The organism is Wenzhouxiangella indolica, from assembly GCF_042310355.1.
Lineage (GTDB): Bacteria > Pseudomonadota > Gammaproteobacteria > Xanthomonadales > Wenzhouxiangellaceae > Wenzhouxiangella.
Window position 1 is genome coordinate 1 of sequence record NZ_JBHJMR010000024.1, and the last position, 17101, is coordinate 17101.

General features: G+C 67.0%; 15 protein-coding genes. 3 read left to right on the forward strand and 12 right to left on the reverse strand.

All coding sequences use genetic code 11. The features are described 5' to 3' along the window. Window positions 1–77: 77 nt before the first annotated feature. Both ACDC67_RS15415 and ACDC67_RS15420 read left to right on the forward strand, forming a co-directional pair. Window positions 78–1364 carry an ISNCY family transposase gene (locus tag ACDC67_RS15415; RefSeq protein WP_459117378.1) on the forward strand — a complete coding sequence of 429 codons (1287 nt, stop codon included), beginning with the start codon at window positions 78–80 and terminating at the stop codon, window positions 1362–1364. Window positions 1365–1540: 176 nt separating this feature from the next. Next, complete coding sequence (locus ACDC67_RS15420) at window positions 1541–1744, forward strand: hypothetical protein (RefSeq protein WP_376694527.1); 204 nt, start codon at window positions 1541–1543, stop codon at window positions 1742–1744. Window positions 1745–1758: 14 nt separating this feature from the next. Here ACDC67_RS15420 and ACDC67_RS15425 read toward each other — a convergent pair whose 3' ends face one another. The 12 genes from ACDC67_RS15425 to ACDC67_RS15480 form a co-directional block, all read right to left on the reverse strand. After that, complete coding sequence (locus tag ACDC67_RS15425) at window positions 1759–3918, reverse strand: primosomal protein N' (protein ID WP_376694528.1); 2160 nt, start codon at window positions 3916–3918, stop codon at window positions 1759–1761. A gap of 49 nt (window positions 3919–3967) precedes the next feature. Then, window positions 3968–6115 carry a carboxy terminal-processing peptidase gene (locus tag ACDC67_RS15430; RefSeq protein ID WP_376694529.1) on the reverse strand — a complete coding sequence of 716 codons (2148 nt, stop codon included), beginning with the start codon at window positions 6113–6115 and terminating at the stop codon, window positions 3968–3970. Window positions 6116–6131: 16 nt separating this feature from the next. Then, on the reverse strand, window positions 6132–6833 hold the full coding sequence (lipB, locus tag ACDC67_RS15435; protein WP_376694530.1) for a lipoyl(octanoyl) transferase LipB: 702 nt from the start codon (window positions 6831–6833) through the stop codon (window positions 6132–6134). After that, window positions 6830–7099: a YbeD family protein gene (locus ACDC67_RS15440; protein ID WP_376694531.1), complete on the reverse strand. Its 270-nt coding sequence runs from the start codon at window positions 7097–7099 to the stop codon at window positions 6830–6832. Before ACDC67_RS15440 ends, lipB begins: the two co-directional genes overlap by 4 nt. Next, a complete protein-coding gene (locus ACDC67_RS15445) occupies window positions 7099–8268 on the reverse strand; it encodes a D-alanyl-D-alanine carboxypeptidase family protein (RefSeq protein WP_376694532.1) in 1170 nt (389 codons plus the stop codon). The genes ACDC67_RS15440 and ACDC67_RS15445 overlap by 1 nt, the downstream gene beginning before the upstream one ends. Window positions 8269–8312: 44 nt before the next feature. Further along, the gene (locus ACDC67_RS15450) at window positions 8313–9098 is read right to left on the reverse strand and encodes a septal ring lytic transglycosylase RlpA family protein (RefSeq protein ID WP_376694533.1); all 786 of its coding nucleotides are present in this window, start codon (window positions 9096–9098) and stop codon (window positions 8313–8315) included. Then, the gene (gene mltB / locus ACDC67_RS15455) at window positions 9095–10060 is read right to left on the reverse strand and encodes a lytic murein transglycosylase B (protein WP_376694534.1); all 966 of its coding nucleotides are present in this window, start codon (window positions 10058–10060) and stop codon (window positions 9095–9097) included. Before mltB ends, ACDC67_RS15450 begins: the two co-directional genes overlap by 4 nt. An 84-nt stretch (window positions 10061–10144) precedes the next feature. After that, on the reverse strand, window positions 10145–11248 hold the full coding sequence (gene rodA, locus ACDC67_RS15460; RefSeq protein WP_376694535.1) for a rod shape-determining protein RodA: 1104 nt from the start codon (window positions 11246–11248) through the stop codon (window positions 10145–10147). Next, complete coding sequence (gene mrdA / locus ACDC67_RS15465; protein ID WP_376694536.1) at window positions 11245–13071, reverse strand: penicillin-binding protein 2; 1827 nt, start codon at window positions 13069–13071, stop codon at window positions 11245–11247. Before mrdA ends, rodA begins: the two co-directional genes overlap by 4 nt. Next, window positions 13068–13559, reverse strand: coding sequence for a rod shape-determining protein MreD (gene mreD / locus ACDC67_RS15470; RefSeq protein WP_376694537.1), 492 nt, complete (start codon window positions 13557–13559; stop codon window positions 13068–13070). Before mreD ends, mrdA begins: the two co-directional genes overlap by 4 nt. Beyond that, window positions 13556–14521 (reverse strand): rod shape-determining protein MreC, encoded by a 966-nt coding sequence (mreC, locus tag ACDC67_RS15475; RefSeq protein ID WP_376694538.1) that lies wholly within the window; start codon window positions 14519–14521, stop codon window positions 13556–13558. Before mreC ends, mreD begins: the two co-directional genes overlap by 4 nt. A 21-nt stretch (window positions 14522–14542) precedes the next feature. Then, window positions 14543–15589 carry a rod shape-determining protein gene (locus tag ACDC67_RS15480; protein ID WP_376694539.1) on the reverse strand — a complete coding sequence of 349 codons (1047 nt, stop codon included), beginning with the start codon at window positions 15587–15589 and terminating at the stop codon, window positions 14543–14545. Between the two features lie 186 nt (window positions 15590–15775). On the opposite strand from ACDC67_RS15480, the gene ACDC67_RS15485 reads away from it, so the two are divergent. Then, complete coding sequence (locus tag ACDC67_RS15485; protein ID WP_376694526.1) at window positions 15776–17041, forward strand: ISNCY family transposase; 1266 nt, start codon at window positions 15776–15778, stop codon at window positions 17039–17041. Window positions 17042–17101 lie beyond the last annotated feature (60 nt).

A 17101-nucleotide genomic window follows, 5' to 3' on the forward strand; every position in this document is an offset into this window, starting at 1 on the left:
GTGTTAGCCCAAAGCGCTAATGTCCCCTTTCCGCAAAGTTAAAGTGTCCCCTTTTTATTCTGACAAGGAGCGGGGCCATGGATCGGGAGACGATTGCCATGAGTCACAAGGAGCTGGACCGGGTCGGGGTGATCCGCAAAGTCGCTGATCGGGAGCTGGTTCAGCGCGAGGCGGCGCTGCAGTTGGGATTGAGTGTGCGCCAGGTCAAGCGCCTGGTCCGAGCCTTTCGCGACCAGGGCGCTGCGGGCTTGGTCTCTGGGCATCGCGGCCGGCCTGGCAACAACCGCATTGACGCCTCGGTACGGGATCATTTCATCGGGCTGGTTCACCGCCACTACCACGACTTCGGCCCGACCCTGGCTCACGAGAAGCTGACCGAGATGCACGGTTTCGACCATTCCGTCGAGACGCTGCGCGCTTGGATGATTGCCGAGGGCCTGTGGCAGTCCCGGAAGCGGCGCCAAGCCTCGATCCACCAGCGACGGCCAAGGCGCCCTTGCCGGGGCGAGCTGGTTCAGATTGACGGCTCGCCACATGCCTGGTTCGAGGATCGCGGTCCCAAGTGCTGCCTGATCGTGTTCATCGACGACGCCACCAGTGAGATCGGCGCGGTGCGCTTTGTGCCGGCCGAGACGACCCAAGCCTACATGGAGACGCTCGACACCTACCTGCACGACCACGGTCGCCCGGTGGCCTTCTACTCCGACCGCCACGGCATCTTCCGGATCAACCACCCCGACCGGGAAGGCGACCTGACCCAGTTCTCGCGCGCGCTCAAGACGCTCGACATCGGCGCCATCCACGCCAACACGCCCCAGGCCAAGGGGCGGGTCGAGCGGGCCAATCAGACCCTGCAAGACCGCCTGGTCAAGGAACTAAGGCTTCGCTCGATCAGCGACATCGACGCCGCCAACGCCTTTGTGTCCGAGTTCATCGCCGACTACAACCGACGCTTCGCCAAGCCGCCGCAGAGCCCCGTTGACGCCCACCGGCCGCTCCTGCATGACGCCGGCGAGCTGGCCCTGATCCTTTCCATCCATCACACCCGCAAGCTGTCGAAGAACCTCACCTGTCAGTTCCACAACCGCGAGTACCAGATCACCGGCCAGGGCAAGGGCTATCGGCTCAGAAAATCGTTCGTGACGCTCTGCGAGGACTTCGACGGCCAGATCACCATACTCAGTAAAGGACAAGCGCTCAGTTATCGGCTGCTCGAACAGGGGGAGCCGCCCATCCCCATCGAGGATGAAAAGTCCGTACTCGGGCGAATCGACCAGATCAAACAGCAGCAAGCCACCAGAACCGCCCACAAGCCGCCGCCGGACCATCCGTGGAGAACCGGCTATCTAGGCCGAACATCCTGACCCCGGAGGGGACATTTCTACTTTGCAGAAAAGGGGACGTTTCTACTTTGGGTTGACAGTTAGCAGCCCGGCAGCCGCCGTGCCGGCAGTCAGGGACGACAAGACAACGGGAACTCGAAGCACTAGTGAGCTGTCTGTTGTATTGTGGTACTCCACCCCGAAACCGGGAGGTTCACATGAAAAAGCAAGCATCCGTGTTCGCCAGTCTTCTCGCGCTTGGCCTGATCGGCTGCGCAAGCGCCCCCGAACCGCGCGCGACTTCCGAAGTCGACAAGGCCTACGTCGGCGCTGTCGAGCGCAAGGCGCGCAGCATGGGCGTCGATGTGCAGTGGATCAACCCGCCGAGACGCGCGCGCCAGCAGGTCGAAGAGGAAGGCTGAAAGACCGGCTAAAGCTAGAGCTCGAGCGGGTCGACGTCGACGTGCCAGCGTACCCGGCGCGCCTCGGTCAGCCCGTGCAGGACGTCTAGCGCGCCGGCGAGGTGATTGGCCAGCGTGGCCCGGTTGTCGGCCTGCAGCCACAGCTGAAAGCGCCAGTAGCCGCCGCGCCGCGCCAGAATGGCCGGCAAGGGGCCGATGATCTCGATGCCCGGGCGCGCCAGCGCTCTTGCCGCCCGGGCCAGAAAGGCACGCGCCGGCTCGGCCTGGTGCGCTTCGGCGCGCAGCATCGCCAGCGCGCAGGCCGGCGGCAGCCGGGCCTGCACGCGCTCTTCCAGAAGCGGCCTTGCGTAGGCCCGGTAATCGCCCCGCCCCAGGGCCTCCAGCAAGGGATGCTCGGGATGGCGGGTGAGCAGCATGAACGCCCCCTCCCGATCTCCGCGGCCGGCACGCCCGGCCACCTGGGCAACGGTTTGACCCAGGCGCTCGGGCGCGCGGAAATCCGCACTGAACAGCGATTGGTCGACGTCAAGCACCGCCGCCAGGCTCACGCCCGGCAGGTGATGGCCCTTGGCCAGCATCTGCGTGCCGACCAGTACGCAAGGCTCGCCGCCGCGCACGCGCTCGAGCAGTTCGCCGAACTCGTGCTTGCCGCTGAGCGCATCGCGATCGACGCGGTGCACCGGCACGTCGGGGAACAAGTCCTTGATCTGCGATTCCAGGCGCTCGGTGCCGGCGCCGAGCGCCAGCAATTCCGGTGAGCCGCAGTCGGGGCAGCGGCGCGGTTCCGGGCAGTGGCTGCCGCAATGGTGGCATTGCAGGCTGCCGCGCCCCTGGTGATAGGTCAGGTGCGCGCTGCAACGCTGGCAGTCGGCCTGCCAGCCGCACTCGGCGCACATCAGCACCGGCGCGTAGCCGCGGCGGTTGCGGTAGATCAGCACCTGGCCGCCCTCGCCAAGGTGGTGGCGCACGGCCTCCACCAATTCCGGCGCCAGGCTCGCGCGCGAGCCGCGTTGGTCGACGATGCGCCAGCGCGGCTGCCGGGCGGCCCCGGCGCGATGCGAGAGTTCGAGCATCCGGTAGCGACCCTGGTCGACGTTGTACAGGCTCTCGAGCGAGGGCGTGGCGGTTCCCAGCACGACCGGAACGCCGGCAAAGCGGGCGCGCAGCACGGCCACGTCGCGACCGTGGTAGCGCGCGCCCTCGCCCTGCTTGAAGGAGCTGTCGTGTTCTTCGTCGACCACCACAAGGCCGGGCCGGGCCATGGGCAGGAACACCGCCGAGCGCGTGCCCACCAGCACGCGCGCGGCCCCCGAACGCGCCGCCTGCCAGCAGGCCAGGCGCTCGCCCGCGCTCAGGTCGGAATGGTAGAGCCAGGCGGGCTCGCCGAGCCGCGACTCGATGCGCCGCACCAGCTGCGGTGTCAGCCCGATCTCGGGTGCCAGGATCAGCACTTGCCGGCCCTGCTGGAGAATGCGTCGGGCCGCCTGCAGGTAGACCTCGGTCTTGCCCGAGCCGGTCACGCCGGCCAGCAGGAAAGCGCTGAAGCGCCGGCGATGATGCAGGATGGCGGCCACGGCCGAGCGCTGCTGTGCGTTGAGTGCGGGGCCGCTGGTGGCCGCCGCCGGCGGTGGATGATCGAGGGGCTCGAGCAGGCCGGCTTCGCTCATGCGCCGAAGCACGTCCACGGCGGCCCCACTGGCCGCCATCAGTGCTTCGCGCGTCATCGCGCCCCGTGCGAGGCAGGCCTGCACTTCGGCCTGCCGCGGCGCGCGCGCAAGGTCGGCTTCCCGGCCCGCTTCGGTCAACCGGTAGGCCACCGGCGGGGGTGGGCGAAAGGCCTTGCTGCGCCGCAGCGCGCCGGGTAGCAGCAGGTTGACCGCTTCGCCCGGGGCAAAGGCCCAGTAGCGGGCACACCAGTCGATCAACTCGAGCATGTCCGCCCCGATCAGCGCGTCGTCGAGCACGCGCTCGATGGGACGCAACGATCCGTGAGAGACCTGATCGGGCTGGCCGTGGTCGAAGACCAGGCCGACCAGGCGGCGCTTGCCGAAGGGCACGAGCACGCGCGAGCCTTTCGGCGGCAGGGCCTGGCACGGAGCGGGGAGGTAATCGAACAGGCGCGGCAGCGGGACCGGCACCGCCACGCGCGCCACCCGGGTCGGCGGCGCGCTCATTTCAGGTCAATCCAGTACAAACGCCGGAACAGCGCGGGGCCACCGGGGCCTACTGAGTCTGGCGATGCGCCAACAGGCGCTCCTGGTCGAGACCGATGAGATCGCTGAGAATCCGCGCGGTCTCTTCCAGGTACAGGTCCTCGTCCTCTTCCTCGTCACCTTCGCCTTCGGCGTCGGCGTCGGCATCGGTTTCAGCATCGGCGTCCTCTTCCCGGACCTCGTCCTCGGTCATGGCCATGTCGCCGTCTGTGCCGAATCGGTCGGAGCGCCGTTCCTCGGCCTCTTCCATTTCCTTGCGGCGCTCGGACTCCAGCAGTGAGATCGTTTCGCGTTCGCTGTCGTCTTCCCACTCGGCCAGGTCCTCGACCAGGCCGGCCAGCTCCTCGTCGGACTCCAGCCGCATTTCGTGGCGATGGCGCGCCAGGTCGATCAGGGGCTCGAGATCGGCGACGGGCTCGTAGTCCGCCGGGTCGATTTCGGCCCAGGGCATGGCGAAATCCAGCGCGCTCTCGCCGTAGTCCTCGGGGTCGCCCGGGGTAGGCAGGCGAATGTCGGGAACCACGCCCTTGCTCTGGGTCGAACCGCCGGCGATGCGGTAGAACTGCGCCATGGTCAGCTTGAGCTGGCCCAGCTTCGTATCCTCGCCGCGAGCCATGTTGTCGAGGTTGATCAGGTTCTGCACCGTGCCCTTGCCAAAGGTGGGCTCGCCGATGATCACCCCGCGCCCGTAATCCTGGATGGCGGCGGCAAAAATCTCGGAGGCCGAAGCGCTGCGCCGGTCCACCAGCACGCCCAGCGGCCCTTCCCAGGCCATGCCGGGTTCGTTGTCGGATTTGAGTTCGACCTTGCCGCGTGAATCGCGCACTTGCACGATCGGGCCGGTGTCGATGAACAGGCCCGTCATGGTCGTTGCCTCCACCAGGGCCCCGCCGCCGTTGCCGCGCAGGTCCATGACGATGCCGTCGACGCCTTCGGACTTGAGTTCGTTGATCAGCTTGCGCACGTCGCGCGTACTCGAGCGATAGTTGGGCTCGTTGCGCGAACGCCCCTCGAAGTCGACGTAGAACACCGGCACGCGGATGACGCCGATGCGGCGGCTGTCGTCGCCAGCGGGCAGTTCGATGATCTCGCTGCTGGCGGCCTGCTCTTCGAGCTTGACCTCGTTGCGCACGATCCGGATGACCTTCGAGGGGCCGCTGATGCCGGTATCGGCCGGGAGCACTTCCAGGCGCACGACCGTATCGCGCTCGCCGCGGATCTTGTCGACCACGTCATCGAGACGCCAGCCGACGACATCGACGATCTCGCCGTCGTCGCCCTGCCCGACGCCGACGATGCGGTCGCCGGACTCCAGGCGACCGTCGAGGTCGGCCGGGCCGCCCGGCACGACTTCCATCACCGTGGTGTACTCGGTCTCGCGCTGCAGCATCGCGCCGATACCGTCCAGGGACAGGCGCATGGAAATCTCGAAATTCTCCGAGGTGCGCGGCGACATGTAGGACGAGTGCGGCTCGATCGAACGCGTGAAGGCGTTCATGAAGAACGAGAATACCTCTTCGCTATTGAACTCCTGGATGCGGTCCCGGAGGGTTTCGTAGCGCTCGCTGAGGGTCTCGGTGATCTCGTCGTCGTCCTGGTCGGCCAGCTTCAGGCGCAGCCAGTCGTTCTTGACCCGCTTGCGCCACAGCTCGTCGAGCGCCTCGGCGCTTTCGGCCCAGGGTGAGTCGCTGCGGTCGAAGTGGTAGTCCTCATCGACTTCGAAGTCGAATCCGCCTTCGACCAGATCCAGGGCGTGCTCGATGCGCTCGTTCGAACGCTCGACGTAGCGGTTGAAGATGTCGTAGGCCGGGTCGAGGTCGGCGGTGCGCACGGCATCGGCCATGTGCGGCCGGTACTCCGACAGCGCCTCGATATCGGCCGCCGTGAAGTACATGCGGTTGGGATCGAGTGCCGACAGGTACTGATCGAACACCCGCTCGGAGAAGGCTTCGTCGAGCTCCGGATTGCGGTAGTGATAGCTGGTCATGAACCGCGAGGCGAGGCGGCTGGCGAAGCGGTGCTTGGCCTCGGGGCTGAGCGAAACGGCGGACTCCGCTGCGGCGCTGGCCTGCCCGGAAGGTTGCTGAAGCAACAGGGCGGGTACCACCAGCACGGCCAGCAGGGAGACGAGAAAGAGTCGGATCGAGTTGATATTCATGTCAGCTATGACCGGATCAAGCGGTGGAAGTTTGCCGCGCATTGATTGCGGGCCCGTCACCTGTCACGGCATGGTAACCCATCAGTTTGCAGAACGCCGTCAGCAGCCGGCCTGCCATGTCGTCCCAATCGGCCGGGCCGACCTGGTCGACGACCTGGGTCATGGTCAGACCGCTGAATCCGCAGGGATTGATCAGCGAAAACGGCGTCAGGTCCATGTCGATGTTGAAGGCCAGGCCGTGATAGGTCCGGCCGCGGCGCACCTTCAGGCCGATGGAGGCGATCTTGGCGGCCCCGACGAACACCCCGGGGGCGCCGTCCTGGCGGCTGCCCTCGACACCCAGGTCGGCCAGCACGTCGATCACCGCCTGCTCCAGGCGATCGACCAGGCAGCGCACGCCCACACCCTTGCGCTCGATATCGAGCAGCGGATAGGCAACCACCTGGCCGGGCCCGTGATAGGTCACCTGCCCGCCGCGGTCGGTCTGGACGATGGGAATATCGCCGGGATTGAGCAGATGCTCGGGCTTGCCGGCCAGCCCCTGGGTAAACACCGGATCGTGCTCGACCAGCCAGATCTCGTCGCCGGTGGCCTCGTCGCGCGAATCCGTAAAGTCCCGCATCGCCGCCCAAACCGGCTCGTATGAGCGCCGACCGAGCCGTCGCACGGTCAGTTCGCGCGAGTCCCGAGTCCCGAGTCCCGAGTCCCGACCGCTCACAGCGTCATCTTCACCGCGTCGAGCGCCCGGATCTCGGTGTAGATGATCTCCAGGTGCCGACGCGACTGCGCCTCGACCACCACCGTGATGCTCTCGTAACGGCCCTGCCGGCTCGGGCGAATGGACACATCGCGCTCGTCGGGCAGTTCGGCGTGCCGGCTGATCACGCCGAGCACCTCGCGCAGCGAATCCTCGCCGGCGACGACCATCGCCTTGACCGGCCAGTTGCAGGGAAATTCCAGAACGCCGTCTTTTTCGGTTTCCATCAGTCTCCCCCGAAGAGTGATCCGACCCAGAGCCGAAAACCATCCATGCTGCGCCCGAAAAAGCCGGCCTGCTCGACCGCGCCGAGGGCCACCAGCGGCCGGTCGGCGAGATCGCTGTCGTCGAGCGCAACCACCAGGCGCCCGACGCGCTCGCCCGCCTCGAGCGGCGCGGTCAGGGTGCCGTTGACTTCCAGCCTCGCCTCGAGCGCGTCGTAGCGCCCGCGCGGGATGGTCACGAACAGGTCGCGGTCGACCCCCAGGGCTACTTCGTCGGCCGCGCCCTTCCAGACCGGCTCGACGCTGATCTCGTCGCCGGATTCGTAGAGTTGGTAGGTCTCGAAGAAGCGGAAACCGTAGTTGAGCAGAGACTGGCTGGCGGTGGCGCGCGCTTCCTCGCTTTCGGTCCCCATGACCACGCTGATCAAGCGCATCCCGTCGCGCATCGCCGAGGTCACCAGGCAATAGCCGGCCGACTCGGTGTGACCGGTCTTGAGCCCGTCGACCGAAGGATCGCGCCACAACAGGCGGTTGCGGTTGTGCTGGCGAATCCCGCCGTAGGTGTATTCGCGCTCGGAATACCAGCTGTAGAAGTCGGGGAACTGGCCGATCAGGGCGCCGGCCAGGCGGGCGATGTCGCGCGCGGTGGTGTACTGGTCGGGATGCGGCAGCCCGGTGGCGTTGACGTAATTGGTGCCGGTCATGCCGAGCTCGCGCGCGGCCTCGTTCATCATGCCCGCGAACACCTCCTCACTGCCGCCGACGTGTTCGGCCAGGGCCACCGACGCATCATTGCCCGACTGGATGATCACGCCCTTGAGCAGTTCCTCGACGCTGACGCGCGTGCCGACCTCGATGAACATGCGCGAGCCTTCCGTGCGCCAGGCCTTCTCCGACACCAGCACCTCGTCGGACAGCGCCAGGTTGTCGTCGGCGATCTCGGAGAACACCACGTAGGAGGTCATCAGCTTGGTGATCGAGGCCGGCTCCACCTGCGCATCGGCTTCGAGTTCGGACACCACGGTGTCGCTGTGGAAATCCACCAGTACGTAGCTGGTCGCGCCGACCGAGGGTGCCGACGGCACAGGCGACTGGGCCGAGCAGAGTGGGCTGACGGTCAGCACAAGGCCGACGAACAGCAGCGACAGGAGGTTACGTGGGGCGAAGATCATGGGTCAGGGTTCGCTTGAAAGTTGTCTGGAGTCGAGACGAGGTCTCAAGGATAAACGTAACGGGCGCGGCCCAGGCCGAGTTCGGCCACCCGGTCGACCAGGGCGATGGCCCGGGCGACTTCGTCGACCGGGCCCAGGCGCACGCGCCAGACCCGGCCGGCATCGGTGCGCGCCGCTTCCGAATCAATGGGTCCGATTCCCGCGCGTTCAAGGTCGGCCATCACGCGCTGCGCCCGCTCGCGCTCGGAAAACGCGCCAACCTGGACGTAGACGGGCAGCTTCGCCGGGCGCGGCGTGGGGCTGGCGGCGTCATCGAAAGTGATCGCCCGCACTTCCACCGGTGCGGTACCGAGTTCGGTCATGCCCAGTTCGCTGGCCGCTCCCCAGGACAGGTCGATGATGCGGTCGGGATGAAACGGGCCGCGATCGTTGACGCGCACGATGATGGTCTTGCCGGTGTCGAGCCGGGTGACTTCCACCCAGGTCGGCAGCGGCAGCGTGCGGTGGGCGGCCGTGAGCTGATAGAGATCGTAGGGCTCGCCCGAGGAGGTCGGGCGGCCGTGGAACTTGGTGCCGTACCAGGAGGCAACACCGCCTTCGCGGTAACCGGCGGCGCTGTCGAGCACTTCATAGCTGCGCCCGAGCACCTCGTAAGGGCTGTGGTTGCCGTAGGCGCTGCGCGGCTCGGGCCGCGGGTCGGGTCGCTCGATCAGGGCCGGATCGAGGCGCTCGGACGGCGGTCCGTCGGGCGCCTCGCGCACGGCCTCGCGGCCGCAGGCGGCCAGCAGGAACACACCCAGCAGGACGGCGAGTGTGCGCGCGGGCCTCATTGGCGCTGCCGTCGGATCTCGCCGGCCAGTTGCGTGACCGCCATGGCATAAAGCGGCGAGCGGTTGTAGCGGGTGATGACGTAGAAATTGTTCAGCCCCACCCAGTATTCCGGGCCGTCGGCCTGTTCGAGCTCGATCAGCGTGGCTTCGGTATCGCCGGGCAGGTCACCGGCGTCGAACTCGATCCCCATGGCCGCGAGCTCGTCCAGGCTGTGCCTGGGTTTGAGCGAGAAGTCGGCCTCCGGCAGGCCGTCGCTCAACTCGGCCTCGAGCGCGATCGGTTCGTCCTTGCGCCAGCCGTGGGTGGCCAGGTAGTTGGCCACCGAGCCCATGGCATCGGGCAGCGAGCGCCAAAGGTCGCGCCTGCCGCTGCCGTCGATATCGACGGCGTAGGCGCGGTAGCTCGACGGGATGAACTGCCCGACCCCCATGGCGCCGGCATAGGAGCCGCGAATTTCGTTCACCGGCAGGGACTCCTCCTCGGCCAGGCGCAGGAACTGCCCGAGCTCGTCGGCGAAGAAGGCGCTGCGCTTGGGGTAGTAGAACCCCAGGGTCGCCAGGGCGTCGATGACCCGGTAGCTGCCGGTGTTGAGCCCGTAGCTGGTTTCCACGCCGACGATGGCGACGATCACCTCGACCGGCACACCGAATCGCTGCGAAACCTCGTCGAGCAGGTCGGCATTGGCGCGCCAGAACTCGACGCCCGAGCTGATGCGCGTGGACGTGATGAAGATCTTGCGGTACTCGTGCCAGGGCTTGCTCTCGGCCGGGCGCGTGATCGCGTCGATGATCGACTGCTGGTAGCGCGCCTCGGACAACACGGCGTGCACGTGATCGGGATCCAGCCCGTACTCGGCCGCGACGCGATCGACGAAGGCCGCCGCGCCGGGGTGCGGCTCATCTTCGGCGCAGACCGCCGTCGTCAGGATCAGGGCCAGTACAAGCCAGGAAAATCGCATCATCGCTGTGTATCGCTCCGGGAAGGTGTCGAGAATATAGAGCCGCGAGTAAAGAAAAAGTTTGCCTCGTCTGCCCCAGCGGGAATTCTATCCCATGAATCGACGGCGACTATACAAACCCATGACGAGACCGAAACCGGCCAGCAGGGTCACCGCCGAAGTGCCGCCGTAGCTGACCAGGGGCAGCGGCACGCCGACCACGGGCAGGGCCCCGGAGACCATGCCGACGTTGACCGCCAGGTAAACGAAGAACATGAAAATCATCGAACCGGCCAGCAGGCGACCGAAGGTGTCGCGACACTGGCTGGCCAGGAACATGCCGCGCAGGATGATGGCTGCAAAAAGCGTCAGCACGGCCACCACGCCGAGAAACCCGAACTCCTCGGCCAGCACCGCGAAAATGAAATCGGTATGCGGTTCCGGCAGGAACTCCAGGTGCGACTGGCTGCCCTCGAGCCAGCCCTTGCCGCTGAGCCCGCCGGAGCCGACGGCGATCTTCGACTGGATGATGTTCCAGCCCTCGCCCAGGGGGTCGGTCTCCGGCGCGAGGAAGGTGCGGATACGGTCGCGCTGGTACTCGTGCAGGTTCAGCCAGATCAAGGGGGCGGCCGATGCCAGCACGCCGGCCAGGCCGATGATGAGCCGCCAGCGCAGGCCGGCCAGGAACAGGACGCAGGCCCCGCTCAGACCCACCAGCACGGCCGTTCCGAGGTCCGGCTGGATGACGATCAGGCCCACGGGCAAGGCGACCAGGCCGGCTGACATGAGAACGACGCGCCAGTTCGGCGGCAGTGGCTTGCGGTGTAGCAGCGCGGCCAGTGCCAGCGGCAGGGCGAGCTTCATCGCCTCCGAAGGCTGGAAGCGGAGCAATCCCAGGTCCAGCCAGCGCTGCGCACCGCGCCCGACCCCGAAGAAGACCACCGCCACGAGCAGCAGCAGGGCGACCGCAAACAGGGCCGGCGCCCAGGCCTTGAGCAAGCGCGGCGGCAGCTGGGCGACGAACAGCATCACCGCCAGCCCCAGGGCCAGCCGCACCCACTGCCGCCAGACCAGCGCCATGCTCTGCTCCCCGGCCGAGTACAGGACGAGGCTGCCGAAGCCCATCAGTAGCAGCAACAGACCGAGCAGCCAGGGATCGAGTCGAAGCCGCCTCAGGCCGTCGGCCAGCAGGTTGCCGGACGAGGCGCTCAAAGCCCCGCCTCCAGGGCGGCGTTGATCACCATCCCGGCAATCGGGGCGGCGACGCTGGCACCGCCGCCACCGTGCTCGGCGACCACGGTGACCACCAGGCGCGGTTCCTCGGCGGGCGCGAAGCCGGTAAACAGGGCGTGGTTGCGGAGAAACTCGGGCAGCTCGTCTTGCTCGCGCTCGTCGACCGCCTCGGCCTGGTCGGGCCGGCCAAAGACCTGGGCCGTGCCCGTCTTGCCGGCCAGGCGCGCCTTCAGGCCCGGCGCGATGGCCCGCGCCGTGCCGCTGGGGCCGTGGACGACCGCCTCCATGCCCTCGTGAACCGCCTGCCAGTAAGCGTCGTCATGGCGCACCATGCGCACGGGCTCGCGCTGACCCAACAGGCGCGGCTGGGCCGTCTCGCCCCGGCCAGCCAGGGCGGCAGTGGCGTGGGCGAGCTGGATGGGCGTGACCACGGTAAAGCCCTGTCCGATCCCGGTGATGACCGTTTCGCCGGGAAACCAGGGCTGGTTGAAGGTCGCCCGCTTCCACGAACGCGTCGGCAGAATGCCGTCATTCTCGCCGGGCAGATCCAGCCCGGCGGCGCGGCCGAGGCCGAACAGGGCCAGCTCGCGCGAGATGGCGTCGATACCCAGCTCCACGGCCAGGCGGTAGAAATAGACGTTGACCGACTCGGCCAGGGCGAGCTCGAGATCGACGCGGCCATGCCCGCCCCGCTTCCAGTCGCCGTAGGTTCGACTGTGGCCGGGAAGGCGAAACTGGCCGCTGGAGAAAATCTCTGTTTCCGGCGTGACAGCGCCGGCCTGCAGACCGGCCAGGGCGATGAAGGGCTTGATCGTCGAGCCCGGCTCGTATCCGCCGGACAGCACCCGGTTGAACAGGGGCCTTTGGTGATGCCCCAGCAAGCGGTTGTATTCGGTGTGACTGATGCCGTGAACGAACAGGTTGGGGTCGAAACCGGGTTTGCTGACCAGGGCCAGGACCTTGCCTGTTTCGACTTCCAGCACCACGACCGCGCCGGCATAGTCGCCCAGGGCCGTGTAGGCGGCCCGCTGCAGATCGAGATCGATGTTGAGCCGCAGATCCTCCCCGGGCGTGGGATCGGATCGCTCGAGCACGCGTAGAACCCGCCCCTGGGCGTTGGTCTCGACGCGCTCGAAGCCCGAGCTTCCGTGAAGCTGCGACTCGTACTGGCGCTCGATGCCCGACTTGCCGACGTGCGTGGTGGCGCGGTAGCGGTCGCGCTCCAGTCGCTCACGATCGCCGCCGTCGATCCGGCCGACATAGCCGACCAGGTGGGCGAACAGTTCACCGTGCGGGTAGTGCCGCGTCAGGTAGGGCTCGATATCGACGCCGGGCAGCCGATGGCGATGCGTGGCCAGGCGCGCGACTTCCTCGTCGTCGAGATTGTTCTTGAGCGGAATCGACTCGAACCGCCGCGAGCGCTCGCTCTGCCGGTCGAATCGCCGCCGTTCCTCGTCGCTCACCGGCACCAGGTCGGACAGTCGAACCAGCGTGTCTTCCAGATTCTCGGCGCGCTCGGGCACGATCACCAGCCGGTAGGCGGGCCGGTTCTCGGCCAGGACCCGACCGTGCCGGTCGAGCACCAGGCCGCGGTTGGGCGGCAGGGCCCGCAGGCTGATGCGGTTGTCGTCGGCCTCCGCGGCGTACTGCTCGTAGTCGCCGAGCTGCAGCAGGCCCAGGCGCAGACCGAGCAGTCCGATGACGACCAGCATGAGCACGCTCAGAACCTGGAAGCGGCGATCCACCAGCTTCATGGTCAGGCGGGAATCGCCCATGCCGGCCGTGCGCGCCGTCGAGATCATGGCCGTCTCCGGCGCTCGCGCTGGCGCAGGGCGTCGAGGAGGAGAAACAGCCACGGCCACAGCAGCATGCCCACCGCCGGCGCCAGCCACCACTGCCAGCTCGGCCAGCGATCGCCGACCAGGCCGATGATCCACAGCTGCACGATGCGGTCGTTGAACAGCAGCAACATGACCACGGCCGCCTGTTGCCAGGGCGGGAAGAAACGGATGCGGAAGCGGAAGCGCTCGACCAGGTAGCTGATGATGACCAGGCTCAGCGCGTGCTGACCGAGCAGGGAGCCGGTCAGCAGATCGAGCACCAGCCCGGCGAGGAAAGCCTGGCCGAGATGGCGCAGACGACCGGCCTCGAGGTTCCAGTAGATCATGACCAGCGCCGCCCAGTACGGCCGCGCGTCGGCAACGGCTTCGGGCAGCGGCATCAAGGTCAGGGGTAGCACCAGCAGTAGCGACGCGGCCAGGGTCCAGTTGGCGGGTTCACGCCGGCTCATTGTTCCGGCTCCCCTGGATCCTGGTCGACCGATTCGGCCTCCTCGTCGTTGGCCTCCTCCTCGTTGGCCTCCTCCTCGTTGGCCTCCTCGCCCTCGGCGGGCGCTGCCGGCGCTTCGGGATCGGGTGCGTCGACAACCAGGACATGACGCGCGCGATCCAGCCGCGCTACGGGGCGCACCACCGCCCGCGCGAACGCCTCGCCGGTCGGGCGCGAGACCGATTCGACCTCGGCCACCGGCAAGCCGGCGGGAAACGCGCCCCCCAGGCCGGAGGTCACCAGGATGTCGCCCGGTTGCAGATCGACGTTCATGGGCAGGTCGGTCAGGCGCAGCTGGTTGATGCGTCCCGAACCGTAGGCCACGGTGCGCAACCCGGTCCGTTGCACACGGACCGCCAGTGCGTGATCGGGATCGGACACGAGAATGACCTGGGCGGTACTGAAAGCGACCTCGTCGATCTGTCCCATGACGCCGAGGGCGTCCATGACCGGCTGCCCGGCTTCGAGCCCGTCGCGGCGACCGCGGTTGATCAGCACGCGATGCGACCAGGGATTGAGGTCGATGTTCATCAGCTCGGCAGACTGGAACCCGGGCGTGAGGCGTTCAGAGGCGCCCAGCAAGTCGCGCAGTTCGCGGTTGTCGTCGCGCAACTCCCCGAGCAGGGACAATTCGGCCGAACGCTCGCGCCGTTCGCGTTCGAGCACGGCGATGCGATCCATCAGCTCGTGGCGCTCGCGCAACTCCTCACCCAGGCGTCGACCCACCTGGAACGGGGCCTCGACCGCCAGGATGACCGGTTCGAGCGCGCCCCAGGCGTAGCTGCGCAGGCTGTCGACGTAGCTGCCCCGGTAGTCGAGGGTCATCAGCACGATCGCCAGCAGGCCGTAGAACATCAAGCGGGCAATGCGCGCGGCCGCATCGCCGTCGATCGCGGCGGGCCATGTGCTGCCGGAGGGCGTCACGTCGAGGCCCGCCGGGCGGGATCAGCTTGCGAAGAAGAAATCGCCCTTGTTCTCATCCATCAATTCGAGTGCGCGCCCGCCGCCACGCGCCACGCAGGTCAGCGGGTCGTCGGCGATGATCACCGGCAGGCCGGTTTCTTCCATCAAGAGCTTGTCGAGACCGCGCAACAGGGCTCCGCCGCCGGTGAGCACGATGCCGGTCTCGGCGACGTCGGCGCAAAGCTCCGGTGGCGTCTGCTCGAGCGCCGTCTTGACGGCGCCGACGATGCTCGACAAGGCCTCGTTGAGCGCCTCGAGCACCTCGTTGTTGTTGAGCGTGATCATCTTGGGCACGCCCTCGGCGAGGTTCCGGCCCGAGACCTGGATCTCGTTGAGCTCGTCCTGCTGGTGGGCGCAGCCGATTTCCATCTTGATGCGCTCGGCCGTGGACTCGCCGATCAGCGTGCCGTAGGAACGGCGCACGTAGTTGGTGATGGCCTCGTCGAAGTGGTCGCCGCCGACGCGCACCGAGTTGGAATAGACGATGCCGTTGAGCGAAAGCACCGCCACCTCGGTCGTGCCGCCGCCGATGTCGAGCACCATCGAACCGCGCGCCTCGTGAATCGGGATGCCGGCGCCGATGGCCGCGGCCATGGGTTCCTCGATCAGGAACACCTCGCGCGCGCCGGCGCCCTCGGCCGATTCCTTGATGGCGCGCCGCTCGACCTGGGTCGACGAGCAGGGCACGCAAACCAGCACGCGCGGGCTCGGGCGCAGGAATCGCGAGGAGTGCACCTTCTTGATGAAGTGCTGCAGCATCTGCTCGGTCATGTTGAAGTCGGCGATGACGCCGTCCTTCAGCGGCCGGGTGGTGCGGATGTTGCCGGGCGTTCGGCCCAGCATCTGCTTGGCCTCCGCCCCGACAGCCGCGACTTCCTGCGGCCCGCCGGGGCCGCGCTCCATGCGCACGGCAACCACCGACGGCTCGTTGAGCACGATGCCCTGCCCGCGCACGAAGATCAGGGTATTGGCCGTGCCCAGGTCGATGGACAGGTCATTCGAGAAGAGGCCGCGTAAGCGCTTGAACATAATGTGTGGGGGAGCTACCGGAGCTGGTTGCGAAAAGACCGCCTAATGTAGCAATGCCAGCGCAAAGCGGCAAGCGGTCATTTCGGTTTTGTTAGCCCAAAGCGCTAATGTCCCCTTTCCGCAAAGTTAAAGTGTCCCCTTTTTATTCTGACAAGGAGCGGGGCCATGGATCGGGAGACGATTGCCATGAGTCACAAGGAGCTGGACCGGGTCGGGGTGATCCGCAAAGTCGCTGATCGGGAGCTGGTTCAGCGCGAGGCGGCGCTGCAGTTGGGATTGAGTGTGCGCCAGGTCAAGCGCCTGGTCCGAGCCTTTCGCGACCAGGGCGCTGCGGGCTTGGTCTCTGGGCATCGCGGCCGGCCTGGCAACAACCGCATTGACGCCTCGGTACGGGATCATTTCATCGGGCTGGTTCACCGCCACTACCACGACTTCGGCCCGACCCTGGCTCACGAGAAGCTGACCGAGATGCACGGTTTCGACCATTCCGTCGAGACGCTGCGCGCTTGGATGATTGCCGAGGGCCTGTGGCAGTCCCGGAAGCGGCGCCAAGCCTCGATCCACCAGCGACGGCCAAGGCGCCCTTGCCGGGGCGAGCTGGTTCAGATTGACGGCTCGCCACATGCCTGGTTCGAGGATCGCGGTCCCAAGTGCTGCCTGATCGTGTTCATCGACGACGCCACCAGTGAGATCGGCGCGGTGCGCTTTGTGCCGGCCGAGACGACCCAAGCCTACATGGAGACGCTCGACACCTACCTGCACGACCACGGTCGCCCGGTGGCCTTCTACTCCGACCGCCACGGCATCTTCCGGATCAACCACCCCGACCGGGAAGGCGACCTGACCCAGTTCTCGCGCGCGCTCAAGACGCTCGACATCGGCGCCATCCACGCCAACACGCCCCAGGCCAAGGGGCGGGTCGAGCGGGCCAATCAGACCCTGCAAGACCGCCTGGTCAAGGAACTAAGGCTTCGCTCGATCAGCGACATCGACGCCGCCAACGCCTTTGTGTCCGAGTTCATCGCCGACTACAACCGACGCTTCGCCAAGCCGCCGCAGAGCCCCGTTGACGCCCACCGGCCGCTCCTGCATGACGCCGGCGAGCTGGCCCTGATCCTTTCCATCCATCACACCCGCAAGCTGTCGAAGAACCTCACCTGTCAGTTCCACAACCGCGAGTACCAGATCACCGGCCAGGGCAAGGGCTATCGGCTCAGAAAATCGTTCGTGACGCTCTGCGAGGACTTCGACGGCCAGATCACCATACTCAGTAAAGGACAAGCGCTCAGTTATCGGCTGCTCGAACAGGGGGAGCCGCCCATCCCCATCGAGGATGAAAAGTCCGTACTCGGGCGAATCGACCAGATCAAACAGCAGCAAGCCACCAGAACCGCCCACAAGCCGCCGCCGGACCATCCGTGGAGAACCGGCTATCTAGGCCGAACATCCTGACCCCGGAGGGGACATTTCTACTTTGCAGAAAAGGGGACGTTTCTACTTTGGGTTGACAGC